We start from the raw sequence: 24,145 nt of genomic DNA on the forward strand, positions 1-24,145 counted from the left end.
ACATGAGCAGGAAGATTATTCCTAGGAATCTATTCCTTCGTGTGACGAGTGGTGGGATTCCGGTCTGATTCCGGTCACTCGGACTCGGCGAAGCGGAACGTCAGCTCGGCGGACTCGGCGTCCGCGCTGATGAACACGCTGCGTCGATCGAGCTGCGTGATGTTGGTACCGGCCTCGACGCGACCGTTAGCAGGGAGAACCACCACGATGCCCTCAGGCCGCAACCAGCGGGTGGCCGCGGGGAGCTCGAGCGTCGCGCGGACTCCTCCCCGATCCCAGTCGAGCACCGAGACACGAACGCCTCCCCTGGCGAGCAACCCGGTCACACGACCCGAGGGCCAGGCATCGGGCAGTGCCGGGAGGAGAGAGATCCGACCGGAACCGGAGCCCAGCAGCATCGCGGCGACGACCGCCGGCAGAGCTCCGGAGGCATCCAGATTGAAGATCGCGCCCGCGTCGTGCGTGGTCGTGAGCGCGGGAGTGAAGTGATCCCGCGCCAGCCACAGAGCGCACTGGTACGCGGTGTCGGCATCGCCCAGCGAGACGGCGGCGAGCGCGATGGAGGTGAGGCCGAACGCCATCTCCATGTTGCCCGGGGGCCCCGACGGATCCTCCGCCCGCCACTCGACCTTGTTGCGGACCGCGCGGGCGGCGGCATCACGCAGCTCGCCGACCAGGCGCTCATCCGGCTCGTACCAGAGCCCCTGCAGCTGGGACGCGTGGCGATGGGCGACGTTCTCGGGCCACAGCGTCGACCACTCGGCCAGGGCCCCGTCGGCGGCGACCTGATACGGCGGGAGCTGCTCTCGCGCCTGCGTCCATGCATTCGCTCTGGCGGTATCGCCTCGCAGCCCCGCCAGCCAGGCACCCGCGGCGAGGCCATCGCGGATCGCCGCGATGTCGGCGGTCGAATCCATGACAAGCGGATTGTCGTGACCCAGCGGAGTGTTCTCCGGCGAATAGGACGGGTTCAGGTGCCCTCCCCCGGCGCCGAGGACCTCGGTCGAGAACTGCAGGATCTCGACGGCGTACTCCCAGAGCCACTCGTCGATCACCGAGCGATCACCCGTCACGAGGATGTAATCGACGGCGAGCCGCAGCAGCCAGGGCCCGTTGCCCACCCAGAACTGGTGGGGGTAGTCGCGCAGGAAGTGGTTGGCGTGGCCGTGAGTCGTCGTCCGCGCAGGCAGCATCATGCCCGCGGCGCCGAAGATGTTCCGGGCGTTCGATCGGTAGTGCTCGGTGAATCGGGTCGCGAGCCGGAAGAGCGAGGTCATAAGCTCGGGGGTGCCGGTCCACAGCACCGACGCGAGCGACCCCAGCTGCACGTTGCCGTTGAGCGTGTAGTCCGCCGACCACGCCGGCGCCCACGTGCCCTGCCACACCCCTTGAAGGGTCGGCGGCAGCTCACCGGTCGACACGATGATGTTGCGACGTCCCGCCGCGTAGGCGATCTCGAAGACGCGGCGCTCAGCCTTCGCATCGCCGGCCCGGGCTGCGGACCAGATGTCCTCGACCGGCTCGTCGTCGCGTCGCGCCCCACCGAGCGAGAGCGCGGAACGACCGATGAGCGCACCGGCATCCTCGAAGGCGACCGTCGATGCGGCCGGCTCTCCCACATCGACGCGGAACCGAACCCCGTCGGGCCCGACGACGACCTCCCACCCGCCGTCCGAATGCCGTCGCATCGGTCGCGGCGAGTGCACCCGGGCGCCGATGGCCGCATCCTCCTCTGGCGTCTGCCCCTGCGCGTGGACGTGCACGGCCAGCGAGGTCTCGGTGACCTGCGAGGTGGTGCGCACCCGATCGCTGTAGTCGACCGGGAGCACGGTCGATGCGTCGCTGCCGGATTCGCTCACGGGCACCAGGCTGACCCGCCCGCACTGCACGGTCTCCGCCCACAGCTCGACGTCGAAGCCGGGTTCGCCCTGGACGGCCACGATGCGGATGCCCGCAGATTCGCCGCCTGCGCCCTTCCACTCGACTTCGGCTCCGCCGTCGACCGGTGAGACCACGCGACGATAGTCGCTCCACCCGTCGAGGTCGGGCTCCCACTCGAGCTGCGCCACGGGCCCGAGCGGATCGGTCCAGATGAGCGTCTCCGGATCCCACTCCTGCGCCCGCAGCGCCTCCTCCACGAGGTCGGCAGCGAGGGCGTCGTCCCCGGCCCCGAGCGCGTCCCGTACCGACGGAAGCACTTCAGCCAGCTGCGGCGCCGGTCGTCTGCTGTTCGCGGGGACGAAGAAGCCCTCATGCGCGAGCGCTATCACGTGCCGGGTCGGGGCGCCGTACAGCACGGCACCCGCGACGCCGGTTCCTGCGAGGATGCCGTCGCTCCAGACGGCCGCCGTCGACGCGCTCCAGGGCTGCCGTGATCCGTTCATCCCGCGCCCCTCTCAGCGCACTCGGATCGCGGCTGTCGCCGGCACCGTCATGACCCGCGTGTGGTCCACTGTGCGGACCGGCCCGACGAGCTCGACCGCGACAGGAGCCTGCGCTCCGGCAGCGTGGTGATCGATCCGTAGCTGGATCACGCCCGGATCCACCCTGCGCCGCAACGAGCGGTCCGTGTACGACGCGAGATCGGCGTGCACTGCAAACGAGACGTCCGCCGACTCGCCTGGATCGAGGTCGACACGGGCGAAGCCGATCAGCTGAGTCACGGGACGCGTCACATCGGCCACCGGGTCATGAAGGTAGAGCTGCGGCACCGCGGTGCTCCGCTCCTCCCCTGTGTTCGTGACGGTCGTCGAGACGACGACCGTGCCGTCGGTCGCGATCGTGTTGCCGTCGACACGAGCATCGGCGATCTCGAAGCGGGAGTACCCGAGCCCGAACCCGAAGGGGAACGCCGGAGTCGGGTCGATGTTGCTGATGCCCTCGCTGCGCAGCGCGAGCGGAGGTGCGAGGTAGGTCCCCGGCTGCGCCGAGGCGGCACCGGGGATCTGCACGGGCAGTCGCCCGCTGGGCCGCACCCGCCCCGACAGGACGCCCGCGACGGCCGCCGCGCCCTCCTGCCCGGGGAAGAACACCTGCAGCGCGGCATCGGCCGCGCCGGCGAGCCCGCCGATCGCGTAGGGGCGTCCGGAGAGCACCACGAGGATGCTGCTCGCAGCCGCTGTGATCACCTCCTCCGCCAGACGGTGCTGCACACCGGGCAGCTCCAGCGTGAGCACGTCGCATCCTTCACCGGACGTGCCGTGCCCGAACATGCCCGACCTGTCGCCGACCACGACGATCGTGAGGTCCGCTTCGCGTGCAGCGACCGCGGCCTCGTCGATCCCGGTGTCATCGCCCGCGGTCACGGCGCTCCCTGCGACGAATCGGATCGACGCCGACGGGAACTCGCGGCGAACGGCCTCGAGCACGCTCGACGCCTCGACACCCATCGACGCATCGGGGAAGTTCGGCAGCACGTGGTTGGGGAACGAATAGCACCCGAACAGCGCGTTGGGGTCATCCGCTGTCGGTCCGACGACGAGGATGCGCCGCGGACCGTCCGCCAGCGGGAGACGCTCGTCCTCGTTCCGCAGGAGCACGACCGATTCCTCGGCCAGCCTGCCGGCGATCGAGCGGTTGCGGGTCGAGTCCAGGTCGACGGTCTCCGTCGAGGCGCGCTCGGGCGACCACCCCGCATCGAGAAGACCGAGTTCGGCCTTCTGGGTGAGCACGCGCAGCACGGCCGTGTCGATCGTCTGCGCCGAGACCCGCTCGGCGAGTTCCTCGATATAGGCGGCCGTGTGCGGGAGTTCGACGTCGATCCCGGCGTCGAGCGCCAGGGCACCCGCGTCGCCGAGGCCATCGACGACGCGGTGCATCGACTGCAGGAACGGGATCGCCCAGTAGTCGGAGACCACCGTTCCGGTGAACCCCCACTGGTCGCGGAGGACCCCCGTAAGCAGCTCGCGATCGCTCGCCGTCGGCACGCCGTCGAGCTCGGTGTAGGAGTTCATGACCGAGCGCACGTTCGCGGCGACGACCGCCTTCTCGAACGGCGGAAGAAGAACATCCCGCAGCTCGCGCGGGCCCACCGAGACCGGGGCGTGGTTGCGGGCTCCGCGCGACGCCGAGTAGCCGACGAAATGCTTGAGCGTCGCGACGATGCCAGCGGACTGCAGGCCCGTGACGTATGCGGCTGCCATCTCGGAGACCAGATGAGGATCCTCGCCGAGGGTCTCCTCCACGCGACCCCAGCGGTAGTCGCGCACGACGTCGAGCACGGGCGCGAGGCCCTGGTGCACCCCGAGATCGGCCATGTCGGATCCGATCGCCGCCCCCATCTCGGCGACGAGCTCGGGGTCGAAGGTCGCAGCCCAGGCCAGTGGCGTCGGGTAGACCGTCGCCTTCCACGCTGTGAGGCCGGTGAGGCATTCTTCGTGGGCGATCGCGGGGATGCCATGGCGATTCGCGGCCACCACCTCTCGCTGCAGGCTCGCGAGGCGGATGACGCCGTCGGACGGCTCGACCGGGGCTGTGCCGAACGGACGCGTGATGTGTCCGATGCCGTCGACGATCGCCTCGGCGAACGGCAGCGCCATCTCGTGCGACTCCTGCAGCGGCGCGACGGCCTCTTCGAGGTCTTCCGAGCCCGGCCAGGTGCTGCCCAGTTGCTGGAGCTTCTCGCGGAGGGTCAGCTGCGAGAGCAGCGCGCGGGCTCGCTGCGCAGGGGGCAGCGTGACGTCGGTCCACGCGGCGTCGCGGGGTGCGTCGTGGGTCATGAATCGGCCTTTCGGAGGAGTTCGGGGCGCTGCGCTGTCGAGGCCCGCACTTCAAGATGGGTGGAGAGCTCGACGCGTTTCGTCGCGAGATGCTCTCCGGAGGAGACCCGGAGCAGAGTGCTGACCGCGGCGCGGCCGATGTCGGCGATGGGCTGATGCACCGTCGTCAGCGGTGGGGCGGATGCCCTGGCGAGCACGGTGTCGTCGAACCCGACGACACTCAGCTCGTCCGGCACGGTCACGCCGAGTCGTCGAGCCGCTTCGAGGACGCCCATCGCGGAGGCATCGCTGCCGGCGAAGATCGCGGTCGGCGGGTTCGTCGAGGTGAGCAGCTCGGTCGCGGCGGCGAGGCCGTGGTCGAAGCTGAAGGCTCTGCGAGGGACCCCCTCGATGTCGACGCGGATGCCGGCCTCGGCCATGGCTGCCGCCCACCCGTGCGCACGCACGGTGTCGCAGCTCGCCTTGGGAGGCCCCCCGATGTAGTCGATACGTCGATGCCCCAGGTCGAGCAGGTGCTTGGTGGCCTCGTAGGCCCCCGCCCAGTTCGTCGCGCCGATGCTGTACGTCGTCGTTCGCGGGCTGTCGATCGGGTCGATCAGCACCATCGTGAGCCCGGCCGCCCTGAGCGCGCGCTCGCGGGCCGCGGAGTAGGCGCTGGTGACCTCGATGACGCCGATCCGGCCCGAGCGGGCGAGCATGGTCGCCCACGCGGTGGGCGTGCGTGCCTTCGCCGACTCGATCGAGCGGATCAGGAGGCCGATGTCGAGGCTGCTCGCCACCTCTATGGCTCCGCCGAGCAGCAGCGCGAGGTAGGGGTTGCTGACGTCATCCGGCTCGACGAGCACCTCGATCGTGGCTTCACCCGCCTGACGGGCCGCATGCTGACGCTCCGTGAGGGCGACGAACCCGAGATCCTGAGCGATCTGGTTCACGCGATCCCTGGTGTCCGCGCCGACACCGGTGCGGTTGTTCAGGACCTTCGAGGCCGTCGCGAGCGACACGTTGGCCGCATCCGCGACGTCCCGCAGCGTGAGCTTTCGTGCTGCACGATCGTCGGACATCACTTGCCTCCCACGCCCATGAGCCCGCGCACCAGCGAACGTCTGGCGAAGATGTACATCAGGAGGATCGGCAGGACCGTCAGCACGATGGCAGACATGAGGCCGGGGATGTTGAGGCTGAACTCCTGGCGGAAGATGCCGAGCGCGAGCGTCGCGACGCGGTTGTCGGCCGAGCGGGTCAGCACGAGCGGCAGCAGGTAGTTGTTCCAGGCGTTCAGGGCCGAGAAGATGACGATCGTCGCGAGCCCGCCCTTCGACATCGGCAGGACCAGCGTCGAGAAGATCCGGAACGAGCTGGCACCGTCCAGCGCCATCGCCTCATACTGCTCGTTGCCGATCTCGCGCATGGCTCCCGAGAGGATCAGCGTGGTGAGCGGGATCAGGAACACGGCGGTGGGGATGATGATGCCGAGGAGCGTGTCGTAGAGCGAGATCCGGTCGATCAGGAAAAACACCGGGATCACGACGACCTGCGCCGGGATCGCGAGCCCGAAGAGCATGATGCGGAAGACGAGGGCTACCCACCTGCTCTCACTGCGCACGATCGCGTAGGCGAGAGGGGGGACCACGACGAGGATGATGAGCACCGTGCCGAGCGTGACCAGTGCGGAGTTCAGCAGGAATCGGCCGAACCCCTGGTCGAACGCGTAGACGTAGTTCTCGAGGGTGAACTCGCGGGGAAGCCCGAGAGGGCCGTTCTGCGCGTACGTCTCGCGGCTCTCGAAGGAGGCGCGGACCATGACGTAGACGGGGATCATGATGATCGCGAGCCAGAGGGCGGCGAAGATCCCAGCGATCCAGTTGGGACGGGTTCTCATCACAGACCTTCCTGGGTGCCCTGCATCTTGTCGTACCCGGTGGCGCGCACCATGCCGATCGAGACGAGGGCGGCGAGCACGATGAGGATCACGGCGATCACGCATCCGTATCCGAAGTCCAGAGCCGAGATCCCTCGGTCATACATGAAGAACGGCAGGTTCGAGGTCGCCCCGCTGGGGCCGCCGCGGGTGAGGATGAGGATCAGGTCGAAGGTGGTGAAGGTGCCGACGACCATGAGGATCGTGGAGGTGATGATGGTGTTGCGCAGCTGTGGGATCGTGATCGAGAAGAACTGCCGAACGGTCCCTGCACCGTCGATCGCCGCCGCTTGATACAGCGTCTCGGGGATCGCGCGGGCCCCGCCCTGGTAGATCAGCGTGTGCAGGGGTGTCGCGCCCCAGAGGTAGATGAACGCGATGAGGCCGATGGCCGTCGCCGGCTCCCCCAGGATGTTGCTGAAGGGATTGTCCTTGCCCAGCAGAGGTTCGAGCAGGGCGGGGATCCCGAAGTTCGGGTCGACGAGCGACGCCCAGAGCACCGCGACTGCCGCAGTGCTCATCAGCAGCGGGATGAAGTAGAGCGCCGCGACGATCGCGCGACCCCGCTGGGGGCCCGCAGCCCACACGCCGATCAGCATGCTCACCGGTACCTGCGTGACGACGGCGAGGACCACGAGCACCACCGTCACGACGAGGCTGCGGTGCAGAGCCTCGTCGGTCAGCACGCGGGCCCAGTTGTCGAGACCGACCCACTGGGGGGCGATCAGGCGGATGCCGTTGTACTGCGTGAACGAGAGGTACACCGCGAAGGCGAGCGGCAGCAGCGCGAACACGGCGAAGGCGGCGATCGCGGGAAGGGACCAGACGAAGCCGGGGCGGCCTGCTTTCTGCAGGCCGCCTCGCTTCGCCCGAGACCTCTCCGTGGGGAGAGCGGTCATGGACTTGTTACCTTTCAGCGGGATCGCATCGCTGCGATCGGTTCCTGGACTACTCGCCCGCGGTGGCGGACTGCACGGCGGCGACCCACCCGTCGGCGTCGATCGTGCCGTTGAAGTAGTCGGCCATCGCGTTCTGCAGCGGCGTCTGGCTGGCCGCGGGGACGAACTGGTCCCACGACAGCTGGAAGGCCGGAGCATCGGCGACGAGGCCTGCCACGAAGGTCAAGAACTCGCGGTTCGTCTCGTCGAGGCTCGTGTCGGCGGCGACCAGGTCGGCCGCGTTCTTCGTCGGCGGAAGGTTGCCGAGCGCGAGCTGGTCCTTCAGGAACTCGTCGCTGTACAGCTCGGCGAGGAAGTCCCGCACGGTGTCGGGGTAACGGGTGTCGGCGGCGACGTTGTAGAAGTTGCTGAGGTTGCCGGCGATGTCCGTCGCGTTGTCCGAGCCGATCGATGGGAAGGCGGTCCATCCGAGGTCGTTCTTGACGAACTCCTCGTCGCCGCCGGCGATGGTGGCGTAATGCCACGTGCCCATCAGCTCGTACGCCGACTTTCCGGTGCGCAGGAGCGCGGCCGATCCGTCGGTGCCGTAGGTCACCGAGTCGAAGCTGTTGCCGAAGGCGCCGGAGTCGACGATCTCCTTGATGTCGTCGAGTGCCTCGCGGCTCTCGTCGCTGTCCCAGACGTCGCCGTCGCCGAGAAGACCCTCACGCACGGCCTCCGGACCCGCGACGCGGTCGAACACGTACTGGTACCACATCTGCGTCGGCCACTTGTCGGAGCCGGCGAGTCCGATGGGGGTCACGCCGGCGTCCGTCAGCGGGGCGACCTGCTCGAGCAGCTCGTCCCACGTGGTGGCGGGCTCGAGACCGGCATCGGCCAGCACCTGCTTGTTGTAGTAGAGGAAGGTCGGTGCGACTCCACGCATCGGGATTCCGTACGACTCGCCGTCGACGACCTCTTCGCTGAAGACGGAGGGCAGGAACGAGGACTCGAGCTTGGGATCTTCGTCGATGAAGTCGTTGAGCGACATCAGCGCGCCTGCGTCGACCAAGGGCGCGATGTTCGCCGCTCCCCAGCTCATGAAGATGTCCGGGGCTGAGGCGGTGCCGATGGAATTACGCACCGCTGTCGAATATTCGGCGCCGGACGTCGAGCCGGTGTCGATCACGACCTTGACATCGGACGTCTCGTTGAACCGGTCGGCCGCTGCCTGCTCGGCCGAAGCCGCCGCGTCGCCGAGGACCAGGACGTGGATCTCGCCTTCGGGCCTGCTCGTGTTGCCGCCTTCTGCAGAAGCTCCGCTCGCGCAGCCGGCGAGAATCACGCCGGCAATCGCCACCGAAGCACCCACAGCACCGATCCGAAAAGAACCGCGAACTCGGGAGTTCATCATCAGAATGCCTCTCTGCACTGTGATCGCGTCAGCGCGGGCCGCTCGACGCAAGTCCGGCCACATCGCCGGACAAGAGAAAACCTAACCGGCATACTGGCCGGGAAATCGTCCGAAGTCACGAAACTTTTTCGCATCGATTCGCGATGTCTTGCGCTGGGATGTCGCCGGCACTCGTCGCACTGCTTCGGCGCTCATTCGAGGTCAGCGTCGGCGGACGACCACGGTCGAGTCGCACACAGAGACACCGTCACCCGACCGCCGAGGCGGTCGAGTGACGGTGTCCTGGCACTCGCATCGGATCAGTTGCTGGGGACCAGCTTCCACTCCTGCAGGTCGTCGTTCGTCGGCGAGAGCTGCAACTGCAGGGCGACCGCTCCGTGCGATCCCGCCGCTGTCATGTAGAGCGACGTGTTCTGCGCCGACTGGATGCGCACGTAGCCGTCGGACGTGGGAACGAGGTTCCACCGTTTGTCGACCCCGCCGTCATCGACCCACTGCGCGATCCGCACGCCGGCGGATGCATTGCCCTGCCAGATGCCCAAGGCTCGCCCACCCGCCCTGTTGAGGAACGTGACCGAGCTCCCCTTCTGCACCGCGTGCCAACGCTGAGTGGCATTGACGGGGTTGTCACCCCAGGTGATGATGTCGGGCTGGTCACCAGTGAGGTTCGCATCCTGGGTCTTGTCCGCCTCCGTGCTGAGAATCTCTCCCGTCGCGCGGTTCACGAGCGTGTAGTACGTGCCGGCGGAGGCGCCGAGATCGACCTGACCCGCCGTGACCGGGCCGGTGCCCCAGGGCGCCTGCAGGATCTGGATACGTCCGGTGGCGGTGATGTACTGCAAATTGCGGCTGTAGCCCGCAGCCACCGGTGTCTGGTATTCCTTCCAGATCCCGTCGCTCCGACCCGACTGGTTGACCCAGACGCTGCCGCTGCCCGCCGCGTTGTAGACGATCGATCCGTCGGGTCGGGTGATGAGCACCGGGCTTCCGCCCTGGGCGAGGCGATTCGCCCCTGGTGGAACCGGAAGCGCGGAGATACCTGTGCCTGCCGCGCCGCCGACGGAGCGGAAGTTCAGCGGGTCGTCGACGATCTTGTAGCGCACGTCGTCGCCACCGCCCCAATACTCGTAGGTGAGAAGCCACTTGCCATCGGTCGTGGGGACGATATTCGTCATGCCCGGGCGCCCTCCCCCCAGACGGGACTTGCCGTCCTTGACCTCGGTGACGCCGGCGACGTCGAGAACCGGAGCCGTCCACGCACCGACCCCGTCCCACGTGGTGTGGGCGAGGATCTGTCCTCCGGAATCAGGCGACGAGGCGTCCGCCGGATCGAATTGCACGACACCGGTGACCGGATCCGCCCCGAGCGCGTCCCGCTCATCGGAGTAGAAGACGACCAGACGCCCGTTGCGCATCATGAGATAGGGCTCCCACACCGGGTCCTGCCAGACGGTGTCACCCTGGGCTCCCGAATACTGCGTGGGGCTGGCAGTCACCTTCGAGATCAGTTGCCAGGTCGCGCCCGAGTCGGTGCTCGCCCACAGCACGATGGCCGAGCGGAAGCGGTCGTTGCTGCCGGACTGACCGGACGACGCGACGGTCGACAGCAGCACCGTGCCCTTCTTGTACGGTCCGAGGTCTTCGGGCAGGACAAAGAAGTAGGGGTTGGTCCAGTTGCTGGTCAGCCCCGCATACTGCGCCGCGTTCGACTGCGATGCGGGAGACCCGATGTCGGTCAGCTTCTGCCAGGTGTCACCGTTGTCGTCACTCTTGTAGACCGGCAGATCCTGACCGACCACCGGCCCGGTGCTCTCCTCGTATGCCATGAGCAGCCGGCCGCCGGGCAGCTGCACGGACTTCGGATAGAGGATGCAGGGGCTCTTGTTGCACGACGCCTGCGAGACGGCCTGGACGACCGTGTTCGCCGCCGGCGCATACGCCGAGGCCCCGGAGGCTCCGATCGCGCTGATGGTGAGCATCGCGATCCCGGCCGCGAGTCCTGTGATGAGTTTTCGGTGCTTCGACATTGAAGTCACTCCCTTCCGCATCCATGAACCCACACACTCGGGAGCGAGAACCTGTCGCAGCTCAGAAACACTTTCCGTCGCCGGTACGCCTCGGTCGGGCGCACACCGGACGACCGGCTGGATCGACCCTAAGCTGCGTCTTCGATGGCGGGAAGCGAGAAGCTCTCAGCTCAGGAGCGCGCGCTCTATGATCTCCAGGCCGCGCACGCTGTCGTGTGGGTCTACGGGCATAGCAGCGGACCGGTTCAGGGCCACGGCAAGCAGTTCATAGAAGGTGAGGTGCCGTCCCGCGCGCAACGTCACCTCAGCTGTCTTTGTTGAGCTGTCGAGCCGCGCCATGCGACTGTCCTCATGCACACCGAAGCCCTGCGCATCCGGGGCCATCCCATCGATCGACTGGGCCTCCTGGGGATCGAGTCCGATGCTTTCAAAGACAGCATCCGAACCCACGACCCGGAATCGTGGCCGGTTTGCCGGTGCGACCGCACTCATCCAGAGACGACTTCGCACGCCGGACACGTGCGTGAGCGAGACGAATGCATCGTCATCACTCGCCCCTCCCCTTCGGCTGTCGAGTTCGGCGTGCACGTGTTCGACCTCTCCGAAGAGGACCAACGCCTGGTCGATCAGGTGCGGACCGAGATCGAAGAGGATGCCGCCACCTTCCGAGGGGCTCGCCGTGTCCTTCCAGCGGTCGCCGAGCGCGGGAGCCCACCATTCGAACGCCGAGTCGAACTGATGCACGTCGCCGAGAGCACCCGACTTGACCGTGTCCTGCAGCGTCAGGAAGTCCCCGTCCCATCGTCGGTTCTGGAAGACCGTCAGCGGAACGCCGGCATGCTCCGCCGCATCGACGATCCCCCGCGCTTCCTTCACCGAGGTGGCGATCGGCTTGTCGAGGACGACGGCGACTCCGGCCGCGATCGCGCGGTGGGCGAGCGGCGCGTGCGTGACGTTCGGGCTGGTGATCACGACGAGATCGAAGCCCCCGGCGGCGAACAGCGCGTCAGTGTCCGCGAAGACAGTAGCGCGGGGGTAGCGCTCTCGCGCTCGATGCGCACGATCGGGGTTCGAGGTCACGATCGCCGTGACCTCGAGCCCTCCGGTGGCATCGATGAGGGGGGCGTGGAAGACGCTCCCCCCGATTCCATAGCCGATGACGGCGGTGCGGATGCTCATGTGATTCCTCTCATCGGGGGCCGGCGAGATCCGACGGAAGGCCCGCGACGATACGGTCCACTTCGTCGAACAGTCCGTCGGGGATACTCCGGGTGATCGCGTCGACGCTCTCGTCGATGCGCTCTGGCCGGGAGACGCCGACGATGGTCGTGGCGATGCGCGGGTCGCGGGTCGAGAACTGCATCGCCGCCGCCGCGAGCGGCACGTCGACTTCTGCGCACACTTCCTCGATGCGGCGGATCGCTGCGAGCAGCTCCTCCGGCGCCTCGCGGTAGCCGTACCGCGTGGAGGATCCTGCTCCCGTCGCGAGGATCCCACCGCCGAGGACGGCGGCGTTGACCACCCCCATGCCGCGCTCCACAGCGGTGTCGATCATCCGACCGGCCCGACGGTTCACGAGCGTCCACCGATTGTGTGTGAGCAGGACGTCGAAGAATCCGGTCTCGACGTACTCCGTGATGATCGTCGTGTCGCCACCCGCGACCCCGATCGCCCCTGCGATCCCCTCATCCTTCAGCGCACGGATGACGTCGACGGGCCCACCCGGCGCAGTGGCTTCGGCGAAAGTCGTGTTCTCGGGGTCGTGCAGGTAGAGAAGAGGCACACGATCGACACCGAGCCGCTCGAGACTGCCCTCGATCGCGCGCCGCATCTGCGCGCCCGAGAAGTCGCCGGTGGTGAGGTCGCGCGTCACCTTCGTCGCAAGCACGAAGTCTTCCGGCACGCCCCCGATCTGCGCGATCGCCTGCCCGATACGTCGTTCCGACTCACCGTCGCTGTACGCGCACGACGTGTCGATCGAGCGGATCCGACCGGTGAGCGCAGCGAGCGCTGTCGCAACGCCCCGCTCCTCTGCGACGTCGTAACCGAAGTTCTTCGGCATCGAGCCGAGCGGAGCACCGCCCACTGTCAGAGGGGTGATCTGCAGTCCTGTGCCGCCGAGCGGCCGGAGGTTCCACTCCATGTCAGTTCTCCTTTGTGTTCCAGTCGAAGAAGTCCTCGGCGCCGGGTTCGAGATAGGCAGACGCGGCTTCACGGTCGAATTCGACTCCGAGTCCGGGAAGGTCCCCGACCCGCACGTGCCCGTCGACGACGATCGGACTGTCGAACCCATCGAGGATGCTGTACCACCACGGGTCTGCAGACACCGGGTACTCGAAGGCGATGAGGTTGTCGGGAAGCGTGGCTGAGAGTTGGATCAAAGCGGCGAGGCCGAGTAGTCCGCTGCTCACACCATGCGGAGCGACCCCGATTCCATGGAGATCGGCATACTCGGCGATCCATTTGAACTCGGCGAGACCTCCGACATCTCCAGGATCCGGACCGATCACGCGCACCGCTCGCTGCTCGATGAGCTCTCGGAAGTTCTGCCGCAGATAGAGTTGTTCACCGGTGTGCGTGGGCACTGCTGTCGAGGTGGTGACCTCGCGATAGCCGGCCACATCGTTCCACGGCACGAAGTCTCCCGTGAGCAGATCCTCAGCCCACGCGATGTCGTACGGTTCGAGAGCATTCAACAGCGTGATCGCGTCCGGCACGGTGAACCCGGGCCCCATGTCCAGGGCGAGTCGGCGATGCGGGCCGATGACGTCCTTCATCGCAGCGACGCAGTCGATGATGTGTCCGATGCCGCGAGGCGTGAGCGACCCTCGATTCGGATGCAGCGGCCCCTCCCGCAACTCGCCGTAGAGGAAGTCGGGGGTGTTGGGTGCCATGAACCCGTGCAGCCCGACCCCCTCCTTGAAGATCGAGAAGCCTTCCGGAGAGTCCACCATGTACTGCATCGACGAGGCGTAGTCCTCGGGCGTGTGGTTGCCGAGCGTCGTGCGGATACCGCCGTTGTACACGCGGATGCGGTCTCGCACCTTGCCGCCGAGAAGGCGGTGGATGGGCACATCGAGTGCACGGCCGGCGATGTCCCACAGTGCGATCTCGATGGCGCTTACGACCGCTCCCCACGGCTTCGACGCTCCGAGCCTGCGGATGCGGATCATGCAGCGCTCGACCTCGGTCGGGTCCTGTCCGATCAGGAGTGCCCGATACATGTCGAGCGAACGCGCGACCGCGGCCGGCTTCGAGAACTCGATCTCGGCGAAACCATCGATGTGTTCGTCGGTGAGCACCCGGATGATGGGGCTCCGGCCGATGCGGGCGCGGCGGATGTCGGTGATCCTCATCCCTTGACCGCCCCTCCGGTCAGGCCACCGACGAAGTAGCGCTGAAGGGCGACGAACGCGATGACGAGCGGCACGGTGAGGACGACGGATGCCGCCATCGTCGCACCCCAGTCCACGCTGAACTCGTTCGCGAACTCGGTGAGCGAGACAGGCGCGGTCCGCGCGGCGGTCGAGCTGGTCATGACCGAGGCGAAGAGGAACTCGTGCCACGACTGCAGGAACGCGAACATTCCGGCGGCGACCAGACCCGGCGCGCAGATCGGGAGTGTGATGTAGGTGACGGCGTCGAACCGGCTGCCGCCGTCGATCTGCGCAGCCTCCTCGAGGTCGACGGGAATGGCCGCGATCTGGTTGCGCACCATCCAGGTCACCAACGGCACCGTGATCGCGAGGTGGGCGAAGGCGAGACCGATGGTGGTGTCGAGCAGCTGCATCGACGTCACGATCTGGTACAGCGGCAGCAGCACGACGGTGAGCGGAACCACCTGCCCGAGCAGGATGAACAGCGCCATGGGCCGCGCACCGCGGAACTTGAAGCGCGCCAGGGCGTATCCCGCACTGAAGCAGAAGATCAGCGTGGCCACGGCGACGAGCAGTCCCACGATGATCGAGTTCAGCAGCGCCTGCGGCATGTTCGATGCGGTGAAGACGGTGGCGAAGTTGTCCCATGTCCAGGCCTCCGGCAGCAGCCGGGTGGGGACCCGGAAGATCTCCTCGCGGGGCTTGAACGAGGTGAACACCATCACCACGACGGGGGCGAGCGACCACACGAGGATGAGCGCGAGCAGGAACCAGACGCCGATGACGGCGAGACTGCGGGCGAGGGAACGGTTCTTCATGACTGCTCCTCGATATCGGTGCGCATGGTGCGGGCGAACAGGACGGCGAACACGGCGCCGATCACGAGCTGGACGAACGCGACCGCGTAGACGAGGGTCTGGTCCCCCTGCTGGAAGGCCTGATACAGCAGGATCGGCAGGATCGTGGACGCTCCGGCCGGCCCGCCGCTTGTGGTGACGTAGATGATCGTGAACGAGTTGAGCGCCCAGATCGCGAGGGTCAGGATGCAGATGCCGGTGGTCGTGCGGATCGCCGGAAGGATGATGTGCCACAGGATCGTCGCACTGCCCGCACCGTCGAGCCGGGCCGCCTCGTAGCGCTCTTCCGGGATGCCGGTGAGTGCGGCTGAGACCATGAGCATGACGAACGGAGCGGTGACCCAGATCTGGATGAGCGCCACCGCGATGAGCACGATGTCGGGGTTGGAGAGCCACCTGACAGGCGCGTCGATGAGACCGATGTCGAGGAGTGTCTGATTGAGGATGCCGTAATCGGTCGAGAGCGTCCATCGCCACACGGTCGCTGCGACGACACCCGGGATGATCCAGGGGATCATCACGAGGCCGCGCCACAGCCCGACGAGACGCAGGTGCTTGGACTGCAGCACGAGAGCGCCGAGGTAGCCGATGACGACCCCGCCGATCACCGAACCCACGGTCCACACCAGGGTGTTCCACATCACGGGCCCGATGCTGGGGGCGGCGAACAGTCGGACCAGGCCCTCTCCCCCATCCGCGATGACCCGCACGATGGTGGTGCCGATCGGCACCACCATCAGCACGACGGTCAGCACGAGCGCGGGGAGCATGAGGGCCACCGGGCGGCCGGACCGGCGGCGAGTGCCGGTCGTCCCCGTGATGATGCTCTGCGTCGACATCTTCTCTGCTATCTGTCTCTAGTTACTCGGCGAACGCCTGGTCGACGATCTGCTGGATGTCGGAGGCGGCCTGCTCGGCCGTCTTACGGCCGAGGGCGACCTCCTGGATCTGGTCGTGAACGGCCTGCACAGAACCGTTCCAGCGCGGATCATTCGGCGCGGGTACCGAGTGCTCGGCAAGCTGCTCGGCGTAGGCGACCCGCTCGGCTGTCTGGAACTTCTCACCCTCGGACGCGCTGATCCGTGCAGGGAAGGTGAGTGTGAGAGCAGCCATGCTCTCGGGCTCCGCGAGGAACGAGACGAAGTCCTTCGCGGCATCCAGGTGCGTGCTCTCGGCCGGCACGAGGTGCGCCCATCCGACACCGAGCGCCGTTCCCGCACCGTCAGGGCCAGGCAGCACTGCCGTGGCGATGGGGGCACCCTGTGACTGCGCCTCGGCGACGTCGAAGACACCACCCGGGTACATGGCCACACGGCCCTGGAGGAAGAGTTCGCGGATAGCGGTGTTGTCGAGTTCGAAAGAACTCGGGCTCGCCCAGCCGTCGAGGACGGATCCGCCGATCATCTCGACAGCGGCCTGCGTCGATGCCTCGGTCAGCTGCGGTGCACCGTCGACGATGTCCGCGCCGTCAGAGACGGCGAACTCGAGGAATCGCAGGGTGAGGTCGCTCGGCTCTCCCTGCATCGGCCAGGCGGTCCCCACGACATCACCCGAGGTGAGCGTCTTGGCGTCCTCCACGAACTCATCCCAGGTCGCGGGCGGTGCGTCGATGCCGGCCGCGGCGAACAGCTCGGGGTTGTAGATGAGGGCGTTGGTCGCCCAACGGTACGGCATCGCATAGGTCTTGTCGTCGAAGGTCAGCGCATCGACGAGACCGGGAGCGAAGTCGTCGGCCGGGCTCTCCGTGCCGAACAGGTCGCTCAGGTCGGCGAGCTGGTCCTTGTCGGCGTAGGTCCGGACCCGGGAGATCGACTCCGTGATCACATCGGGAACGTTGCCCGAGTCCAGCGCGACGGCCGTGCGATTGGCGACGGTGTCTCCGGTCGTCTGCACGAGCTCGACGCTGACGCCCGGGTTGTCGGCCTCGTATGCATCGACCAGCGCGACCGCAGCGTCGTAGTCCCAGTCCGGCACCCACCAGGTGACGACGTTATCGTCGGTGCCCGAGTTCTGCGCCACGTTCACGATCACGGTCGCTGCGATTGCGGCGACGGCGACACCCGCGACGCCGAGGAGGACTCCTGTCCGCGCCTTGATTGCCATGTTCTGCTCCATTGCTCGAAACTGCCCCTCGGGTAGGGGCGACAAGACAATGATGCAATTGGTAATTACAGGATGTCAACTCCGGGCGTGTTGCACTTCAACATCGAGCCGACTCACGTCACCCCGGTGAAACCCGGCGAAGCGCTCCACGGCGCGCCCGGTCTCGTCGTAGGACACGCTCCGCATCGCGAGGATCGGCGAGCCGAGCTCGACCTCGAGAGCGTCCGCCACCTGCTGTGAAGCCAACTCCGCGACGAAGGATCGGCGAGCTCTGTCGAATCTCACCCCGAACTCGCGCTCGAGGATCCCGAAGAGCGAGACGTCTTCGAGGGCGACGTCGAGGAGTGGCCGCCCCACGTCGATCGGAAGATGGGTCCGGGTGAACGCCCAGGGAACACCGTCCACTTCTCGGATGCGCTCTATCTCGACGACCTCGACGCCCTCATCGATCCCCAGATCATCCGCGATGCGCTGCGGCGCCGGCACGATCCCTCGACGCACGACTCGTGAGTGCTGGTGGCCTTCCGCGCTTTGAATGTCCTCGAAAGTGCCGATCAGCGCACCACCGAAGCCAGCAGATGATCGTCGATCCGCGAGGAACGTACCCCGCCCCTTCTCGCGGCTGATCACGCCCTCGTGTTCCAGTTCGAGCAGCGTCTGCCGCACCACCGTTCGAGAGACGTCGTACCCTTCACACAGCTCGCGCTCCGTCGGGATCCGGTCCCCGGGCTCGAGTCCGCGGGCGGCGATGTCGGCGAGCATCAGCGCTTTCAGCTGCGAGTAGAAGGGGACTGGCGACCGTCGATCGATCACTTGCAACTCTTCACCCATGGGAGCGATCCTATGACCCGACCGAGACAGGCGCCTCGAGCGCACCGAGCGCCGCCATCGCGAGATCGTGATCCCCCTCGGGCGATGTCACGATTCCCGATACGGTCACCGTGCCGACCACGCTGCCCTCGACCACCACCGGGACAGCCCCACCAGCGACGGCGAACTCGGTGGGATCGAGCCAATCGGGCACCCGGGCCGATTCCCGCTGTCGAAGGAGGAACTCGTAGCTCGGGATCTCATGCCGGACAGCGGTGTTCACCTTGCGCCGCACCCAGTCGTCATGCTCGGCAGTGGTCCCCTCGAGCGCCGCATGGAACACGACCTGGTCTCCCCGTCGCACATCGATCACCACAGGAAGCGCTCCGTCGGCGGCGATGCGCAGGGCCTCCTGCCCCACCGCGACGGCATCCGCGTGAGTGAAGCGGGAACGACTCCGTACCTGCGCCTGCGCGCGCACTCGCGCGAGCTCTTCTCGGACGAACGTGTGCTCCATACCGCTCCCATCATTGGTAATGACAGGATACTCGATGGTGCCGCCAGAAAGACTCCTCCACGATCTGCGCGCATGCCCGACAACCGAAGATGCGCCGCTGACGCCGGACGCGCCGGGCATGACGCCCGGCGAGTCCGGCGTGGAGTCCTACTTGGCGGCGTCCTTGATCATCTGGATCACCGAGAGCGGCTTGCTGATCATGGGGACGTGGGAGGTGTTGACCTCGACGACCTTGGATCCGGCGCGGGCAGCCCGCTTAAGGAACGCAGCATCGGTTACGCCCTCAGTGACGACAATTATGGGGCCGCCGGAGCTCACACTGGCGGCCAGCTCGTCGATGGCGAGTTGTGTGATGCTCTCGATCTCGTCGAAGTATCCGGCCGCACTCAGGTCATGCAGGTCAAGCCACACCTCAGTGTCATCATCCGCTGATGCGAGTTGAAGCGCCAAGAGCACTCGCCGATCGACCCCTGCTTCGATGAAACTGAAGATCTGGTCCGCACACACGCGGTCCACCGGATCAGTCAGTCGCTCGACTTGATTCTGCTCATACGCGACAATGCCCCGGTCGAGGACGCCCGTCCACGGGATTTCGACGAACTCATCCTCGTTCTTCCCCACCGCAACGCGCAGAAAACCTAGCCGCTCATCCCCGTCGAAAGAGTCCATCAGCGCCATCAAGAGCTCGCGCCTGCACGCCTCCGCACTGAACCCCATGAGCGCCAAACGCGTGCGTACAGCAACTGCCCGCGCCTGGTATCCAAACGCCCTCGCCGACTCAGCCGACTCAAGGCGCAGCTCGTCAGCCTCCTGTTGCGCAACATCGTCGGGCCCATATGCCGAGGCGTCCAGCCTCCGTAACGCCTGCAGCCACTCTTCCTCGACGAGCATGTCGTCTTCCGTGAAGACTGCGAGAAGCGCGAGAGGCTCGTCGTTGCGATCCCACTGGATCTGCGTGTCGCCGCGATAAAGCCACCAACGATCGCTCACGAACATCCTCCGAAAGAGCACTGAGACAATTCGACCACCGAGACGCGCTGCGCTCGGAACGGGCCGAAGGCCAGGCTACACAGCAGCGGAACCCAACCCTCAACGCGATGATGCTTTCGTCAAGCGAGCTCCGCCACGACAAGTCGCGTGCACTCGTATCGGTACTTGCTCGCAATCGAAGCACAACCGCCTGAATGACCCTCCCCTTCTTCCAGAGCCTCATCTACGCTGTGGCACATGGATACCTCGGATGAGACGCCGCTGGCCCGCCCTTGGCAGGCACAGCCATCCACCGACGTGATCGCAGCGTTCACCGTCGCCGTCACCCGATTGAGCGCCGACGGGGACTTCATCGTTCGAGCGCTGACTGACCAGCTGCTCGCAGAGCGACCGATCGCGGATCAGGAAGAGCTGACGCCGCAGGAGATCAGCTATCTCATCCGGTCCAAGGCCTTCACGCCAGAGTCGCTCGAGAAGACATCGACTCTGGTTGCTCGCGGGGGTCTTGTGGTGAGTGCAGCGAGCACTCTTCTGACGAGCGTGCTTCAAACCATGTCAACATCCGCAGCCGCTGCCTTCCTGAATATGGACGAGGAATCACTCTTCGCCGCCGCCGACCGTGGCGAGTTGTACATGGTCGATGTTGCGCAGTCCCGGCGTTTTCCGTCGTGGCAGTTCAGCCTCTCCTCGCCGGGGAAACTCCTGCCGCACCTAACCGAGATCATCGACATTGTGAAAGACAAGGGATGGGTGTCGGTATCTGCTCTGATGGCGACGCCGCAGTCGACCATGGTCGCCGAAGGACAGCACAGCCCCGTGGAATGGTTCAGGCGCGGCGGCGACGTGGATGCTCTGGCGCAGATCATCGAGGCCCAAAAGTGGCGATAGAGGTCAATCTAATGCCACGACGTCGTACTAGCCGCCGCTCGCATGCCGCCTAGGGATTTTGATTTCGAGCTGCAAGAAACTCAGTCGCCGTCTCAACCCGATACCGCTCGTCGACGTAGATTGCCGGAGTGAGATTGCGCGTTACGAAGAGGGTGCTCAGGTGGAACTGCTCCCCCTGCGGGGGGTCGCCGAGTCCCAGGCGCGCTGCGATGCTCGCAACGTGGGGCGCCAGTTCACTCTCCTTGCGGGCCAACTGCGTGGTGTAGCAGGGCTTGGTGGCGCGGGTCCCTACCTGGTCCCGGAAGAACGAGCGCAGTTGGCGCGCCGTCTCGGCGAATCCGTGAACTGATGCGGGGTCTTTGGCCTCAATCAGCCACAGGGTGCTGTCGCCAGGGCGTCCGCACACGAGGTCAACTTCGGTAGTGAGCATCGGCACGCCGAGTCGCGCGTGGTCGTTCGGTTTCACGCGGGCGACCGTGGTGTATCCGAGTTGCTCTAGCCGGTCTTGCAGGAACCTTTCGAACCGAATGTTGCGGCGCGCGCGGCGGTCCGCAAGCGCGTCCGTGACAGGCTGCGGAACGTCCCCCGCCCAGGGAAGAACTCCTTGGAGCAGGTGGCGGTAGTAGACCTGAAAGGACGTCAGCAAGTACTGCGGGCTAACAATGAGTCTTCCGTCCGAGTCTTGCACGAGCGGTTGCACGAGGAGCCGATGACGCCGTGTGCGCGTTTGCCAGGGCTTCCAATCCACGGCTTGCATCTGAACAGCCGTGCTCGTGAGCATCCCGATAGCGGCTTCGACACGCGTTCTCTGCGACTCATCCGCGCCCGGGCCTAGCGCGTCACAGACCCATGCTGTTGCCTCGGCCACGGTGACGTGCGCGGTCGTCCTGCCCGGCTCGAAGGTCTCCCACTTTGCGAGTGCGGCGAGGGTGGAGAGCATGTCCTGCGACGTCGCCCCCCATGCCTGCTGGAAAGCGCCCTCGACGTCGTCTCCTTCGTTCGCCTGTTGCAGCGAGTCGTCATCTCGAGTGCCATGCAGCCGAACGCTCGCGGCCGCGCGGCTCAGTTCGTCGTTTCGCAGACCCCACGCCGATGCGTCGGGATGCGAATCGTCGTCGACGGCCAGCTCGTACATTGGGCTGAGGTTGATGACTGCGGGCGCGACTTGGTGATACATCCGCTCACTCAGCGTGGTCGCGGTGAGGTACGCATCTGCGGCGGCAAGAAGACCGCTCCACGCCTGAGGAGTGATCGGCTTCACCGCCGCCGGATTGTCCAGGATGCGCAAGGCAGCCTCCACCACGATCTCGTTACACTGACGAAGCTGAAGTGTCTCCGCCGAGAGCTCGGCTGTGCGGGTGAGCGGATCCCATTCGGTCGCGAGATTCGCTGCGACTCGGGACAGATCGTCTTGCTGATGAATAGCGCTGTCCATCACCCTCGCCAGCTGCTCCATCCCCGTCAACACCACCTCGCTCGCGTCGTGTCTCTTGATTCCTTCCATCAGAGTTTCGAGAGCAAGGGGCGCAAGATGCTCGCGGATAAGTCGATTCGCGTCCTCCGCTCGGTACTCTCCCGGTTCGACGTCGGCACCGTGGAGTCGTCGCCCCAAAGCCGCGACCATGCGGCTCTCGTCAGAGGGTCGTAGACGCCACGGATCAGGCAGGTGATTGAGAGTGGTCCGCGCCTGCTTCATCTCCAAGATGAGAAAGGGCTTCGCTGTGCGCCACTGGTCGCGGAACGCCGCCGCCGCTTCGATATCCACGCCTCCCGCGCGGAGCAGATCGAACACTGCGTCCCCTGTTAGGACATTCGCCGCGTGCGGATCTCCATTCGCCGAATCTGCGAATCCCTCGACATCGATGCGCCACAAAAAGTTGACTGGTTCATCGACGGCACGCGCATGCGGGTCGAGATACGGCGTGACCACGCCGGACGGTTCACCCGAGGCCGTTTCCGAGGTGTGGAGATAGAGGACATATCCGGGCACATCGTTCGCCTGGTGCGCGGAACGCCATCGATCACCAAGCGCAGCGAAGCCGTAGATTAGCCCGCCGCATAAGTCGAAGATAAACCGTCGGTGATCGGCAGACAGTTTCTCCACGCTCGCCCGTGGCACCGCAACGGGGGGTTCGGTGAGAGCGAGGGACCACCCGTCAACACCAGGCGCGGTGGCGACGCCGCGGGTTGCATCGTACTTGGAGTCACCAGCGATCATCGCGACATTTGCGACGGGTCCCGGGGCGACCTCAGCTGCTCGGAGGTCTCGAATCGGGGGAAGCCCAACCCTGTGGAGCGCCACTTCGAGATCCGAGAGCTCTACCGCTCGATCCCACTCGGCCTCGCCCGCATGCGCTTCAAAGTAGACGGCAGTAGGTACCACGCCGCCCTTGAAGAACGACTTGCCGTTGGCCTTCCATGGCTCCCAGTAGTTGATCGCCTCCCACCCGAAACTCTCGGGGAAATCGGGAGCGCTCAGATCCCGCGCGAATGCGTAGAGATCATCGCGGGACGTGGCCGTTTCTGAGATCCAGGTCAGGTCTTCGAGCGCGAGGTTTGTTTCGCCGACCGCCTGCGGCACAGCGATGTGGCCGGCCGCGGCGAACACCGTCAGTGGGATGACCTCCGCGCCCGGCCTGATGGTTCCTTGTCGCCCGCCCGCCATGCGCACCGAAACTGGGCCGGATTGCGACCTCATCTGTTTCGCCAGATCCACTGAGCCGATGCGCGGCGGTGGCGTAGACCCCAGATCGGGAACGTAAATGACCGAGACAGCTATGCAGGTGGATGCGTTCACCGGCACCAGCCACTGAACGTCGATCCCTCGAAGCGGGGAATCGACACCTTCGCTGCTGGGAGGGGCTTCGATCAAGCTGTCGGAAAAGCGCCATAGGGCCTGGCGGATCTGGTTCAGGCAAGAACTCCGGAGTGCCCGTCGCGCATGCCCGTCTCGATCGAGCGCGGATACCAATTCTTGGACGGCATGAGCCATGATCTCTGGAATGAAGAGTGGCGGCACCCATCGGAATCCGCCAGCGGAGTCGCCAAAGCGGAGGAACCTCCCGAATGGACTGGACGGGCTCTCGATATCGAACGCGGCCCCACCCGCGGAGTTCGTCATCCATTCCAACGCCCTTTTGTCAGCATCGTCGAGTTCGATGTGGTCGACGGGGTCCATGTTGAGGAAGGCGCGCGTCGCTTCGTACTCAGCGTCCGGCAATGAAACTTCGTCGCTGAGCTCGAGGTCCGGGACTGGCACCCACGCGTCCGCAAGGTGGCGGACACAGAGATCGCCGTACCTCATTGCCAAGTTGACTACGTTCGCGATACCGAATCGAAATCGCCTGCGGAGCCGATCGTCCACCGCTTCGGCCATTCTGAGCGCGCGCGTGAGATCAGCGACGGGCCGTTCGGTGAGGCCAGGAACTGCACGCAGCGACTCAGAGCCGACGGCGAGGAAGGCTGTTCGGGTCGGGTCAGTGGGGATGAAGTCTTCACGCGCCGGGCCGATCCCATAGGTGGTAGCCGCTAGATCGGACAGTGCTTGGATCGACGGCAGCGGCTGGTACTCGTCTGATGTCAGAGCGGCGGAGGCGCGTAGTGCGGCCGCGAAGCTGCTTCCCAACGTCACCGATCGATGTCTGTTAG

18 protein-coding genes are annotated in these 24,145 nt (G+C 66.2%); 1 reads left to right on the forward strand and 17 read right to left on the reverse strand.

The window, feature by feature from the left end; all coding sequences use genetic code 11:
- Positions 1 to 74: 74 nt before the first annotated feature.
- The 16 genes from ACIP5T_RS10160 to ACIP5T_RS10235 all read right to left on the reverse strand — a co-directional run bounded on the left by ACIP5T_RS10160 (position 75) and on the right by ACIP5T_RS10235 (position 19,609).
- Positions 75 to 2,384, reverse strand: a complete 2,310-nt coding sequence (locus ACIP5T_RS10160) for a glycosyl hydrolase family 95 catalytic domain-containing protein (protein ID WP_400862810.1) — start codon at positions 2,382 to 2,384, stop codon at positions 75 to 77.
- Positions 2,385 to 2,396: 12 nt separating this feature from the next.
- Positions 2,397 to 4,718, reverse strand: a complete 2,322-nt coding sequence (locus ACIP5T_RS10165; protein WP_400862812.1) for a glycoside hydrolase family 3 N-terminal domain-containing protein — start codon at positions 4,716 to 4,718, stop codon at positions 2,397 to 2,399.
- A complete protein-coding gene (locus ACIP5T_RS10170; protein WP_400862814.1) occupies positions 4,715 to 5,779 on the reverse strand; it encodes a LacI family DNA-binding transcriptional regulator in 1,065 nt (354 codons plus the stop codon). The genes ACIP5T_RS10165 and ACIP5T_RS10170 overlap by 4 nt, the downstream gene beginning before the upstream one ends.
- Positions 5,779 to 6,597 carry a carbohydrate ABC transporter permease gene (locus tag ACIP5T_RS10175; RefSeq protein ID WP_400862816.1) on the reverse strand — a complete coding sequence of 273 codons (819 nt, stop codon included), beginning with the start codon at positions 6,595 to 6,597 and terminating at the stop codon, positions 5,779 to 5,781. The genes ACIP5T_RS10170 and ACIP5T_RS10175 overlap by 1 nt, the downstream gene beginning before the upstream one ends.
- Positions 6,597 to 7,535: a carbohydrate ABC transporter permease gene (locus tag ACIP5T_RS10180; RefSeq protein ID WP_400862817.1), complete on the reverse strand. Its 939-nt coding sequence runs from the start codon at positions 7,533 to 7,535 to the stop codon at positions 6,597 to 6,599. The genes ACIP5T_RS10175 and ACIP5T_RS10180 overlap by 1 nt, the downstream gene beginning before the upstream one ends.
- A 49-nt stretch (positions 7,536 to 7,584) precedes the next feature.
- A complete protein-coding gene (locus ACIP5T_RS10185; protein ID WP_400862820.1) occupies positions 7,585 to 8,874 on the reverse strand; it encodes an ABC transporter substrate-binding protein in 1,290 nt (429 codons plus the stop codon).
- A 353-nt stretch (positions 8,875 to 9,227) separates the two neighbouring features.
- Positions 9,228 to 10,955 (reverse strand): RICIN domain-containing protein, encoded by a 1,728-nt coding sequence (locus tag ACIP5T_RS10190; RefSeq protein WP_400862822.1) that lies wholly within the window; start codon positions 10,953 to 10,955, stop codon positions 9,228 to 9,230.
- Between the two features lie 165 nt (positions 10,956 to 11,120).
- Positions 11,121 to 12,134 carry a Gfo/Idh/MocA family oxidoreductase gene (locus ACIP5T_RS10195; RefSeq protein WP_400862823.1) on the reverse strand — a complete coding sequence of 338 codons (1,014 nt, stop codon included), beginning with the start codon at positions 12,132 to 12,134 and terminating at the stop codon, positions 11,121 to 11,123.
- A gap of 10 nt (positions 12,135 to 12,144) precedes the next feature.
- Positions 12,145 to 13,098 (reverse strand): aldo/keto reductase, encoded by a 954-nt coding sequence (locus ACIP5T_RS10200; protein WP_400862825.1) that lies wholly within the window; start codon positions 13,096 to 13,098, stop codon positions 12,145 to 12,147.
- Between the two features lies 1 nt (position 13,099).
- The gene (locus ACIP5T_RS10205; RefSeq protein ID WP_400862827.1) at positions 13,100 to 14,311 is read right to left on the reverse strand and encodes a mandelate racemase/muconate lactonizing enzyme family protein; all 1,212 of its coding nucleotides are present in this window, start codon (positions 14,309 to 14,311) and stop codon (positions 13,100 to 13,102) included.
- Positions 14,308 to 15,150, reverse strand: a complete 843-nt coding sequence (locus ACIP5T_RS10210; RefSeq protein ID WP_400862829.1) for a carbohydrate ABC transporter permease — start codon at positions 15,148 to 15,150, stop codon at positions 14,308 to 14,310. The genes ACIP5T_RS10205 and ACIP5T_RS10210 overlap by 4 nt, the downstream gene beginning before the upstream one ends.
- On the reverse strand, positions 15,147 to 16,028 hold the full coding sequence (locus ACIP5T_RS10215) for a carbohydrate ABC transporter permease (protein WP_400862831.1): 882 nt from the start codon (positions 16,026 to 16,028) through the stop codon (positions 15,147 to 15,149). The genes ACIP5T_RS10210 and ACIP5T_RS10215 overlap by 4 nt, the downstream gene beginning before the upstream one ends.
- 22 nt (positions 16,029 to 16,050) lie before the next feature.
- Positions 16,051 to 17,292, reverse strand: a complete 1,242-nt coding sequence (locus ACIP5T_RS10220; RefSeq protein ID WP_400862833.1) for an ABC transporter substrate-binding protein — start codon at positions 17,290 to 17,292, stop codon at positions 16,051 to 16,053.
- Positions 17,293 to 17,367: 75 nt separating this feature from the next.
- Positions 17,368 to 18,123: a GntR family transcriptional regulator gene (locus tag ACIP5T_RS10225; protein WP_400862834.1), complete on the reverse strand. Its 756-nt coding sequence runs from the start codon at positions 18,121 to 18,123 to the stop codon at positions 17,368 to 17,370.
- Positions 18,124 to 18,133: 10 nt separating this feature from the next.
- Positions 18,134 to 18,619: a heme-binding protein gene (locus ACIP5T_RS10230; protein ID WP_400862835.1), complete on the reverse strand. Its 486-nt coding sequence runs from the start codon at positions 18,617 to 18,619 to the stop codon at positions 18,134 to 18,136.
- Positions 18,620 to 18,766: 147 nt separating this feature from the next.
- A complete protein-coding gene (locus ACIP5T_RS10235) occupies positions 18,767 to 19,609 on the reverse strand; it encodes a hypothetical protein (RefSeq protein ID WP_400862837.1) in 843 nt (280 codons plus the stop codon).
- 237 nt (positions 19,610 to 19,846) lie between these two features.
- On the opposite strand from ACIP5T_RS10235, the gene ACIP5T_RS10240 reads away from it, so the two are divergent.
- Positions 19,847 to 20,497, forward strand: coding sequence for a hypothetical protein (locus tag ACIP5T_RS10240; protein WP_400862838.1), 651 nt, complete (start codon positions 19,847 to 19,849; stop codon positions 20,495 to 20,497).
- 49 nt (positions 20,498 to 20,546) lie between these two features.
- Here the strand turns inward: ACIP5T_RS10240 and ACIP5T_RS10245 are convergent, their stop codons facing one another.
- Positions 20,547 to 24,128, reverse strand: coding sequence for a hypothetical protein (locus ACIP5T_RS10245; protein WP_400862839.1), 3,582 nt, complete (start codon positions 24,126 to 24,128; stop codon positions 20,547 to 20,549).
- Positions 24,129 to 24,145 lie beyond the last annotated feature (17 nt).

The sequence above is a fragment of the Microbacterium sp. NPDC088619 genome (genome assembly GCF_044752825.1).
Taxonomy (GTDB): Bacteria; Actinomycetota; Actinomycetes; order Actinomycetales; family Microbacteriaceae; genus Microbacterium.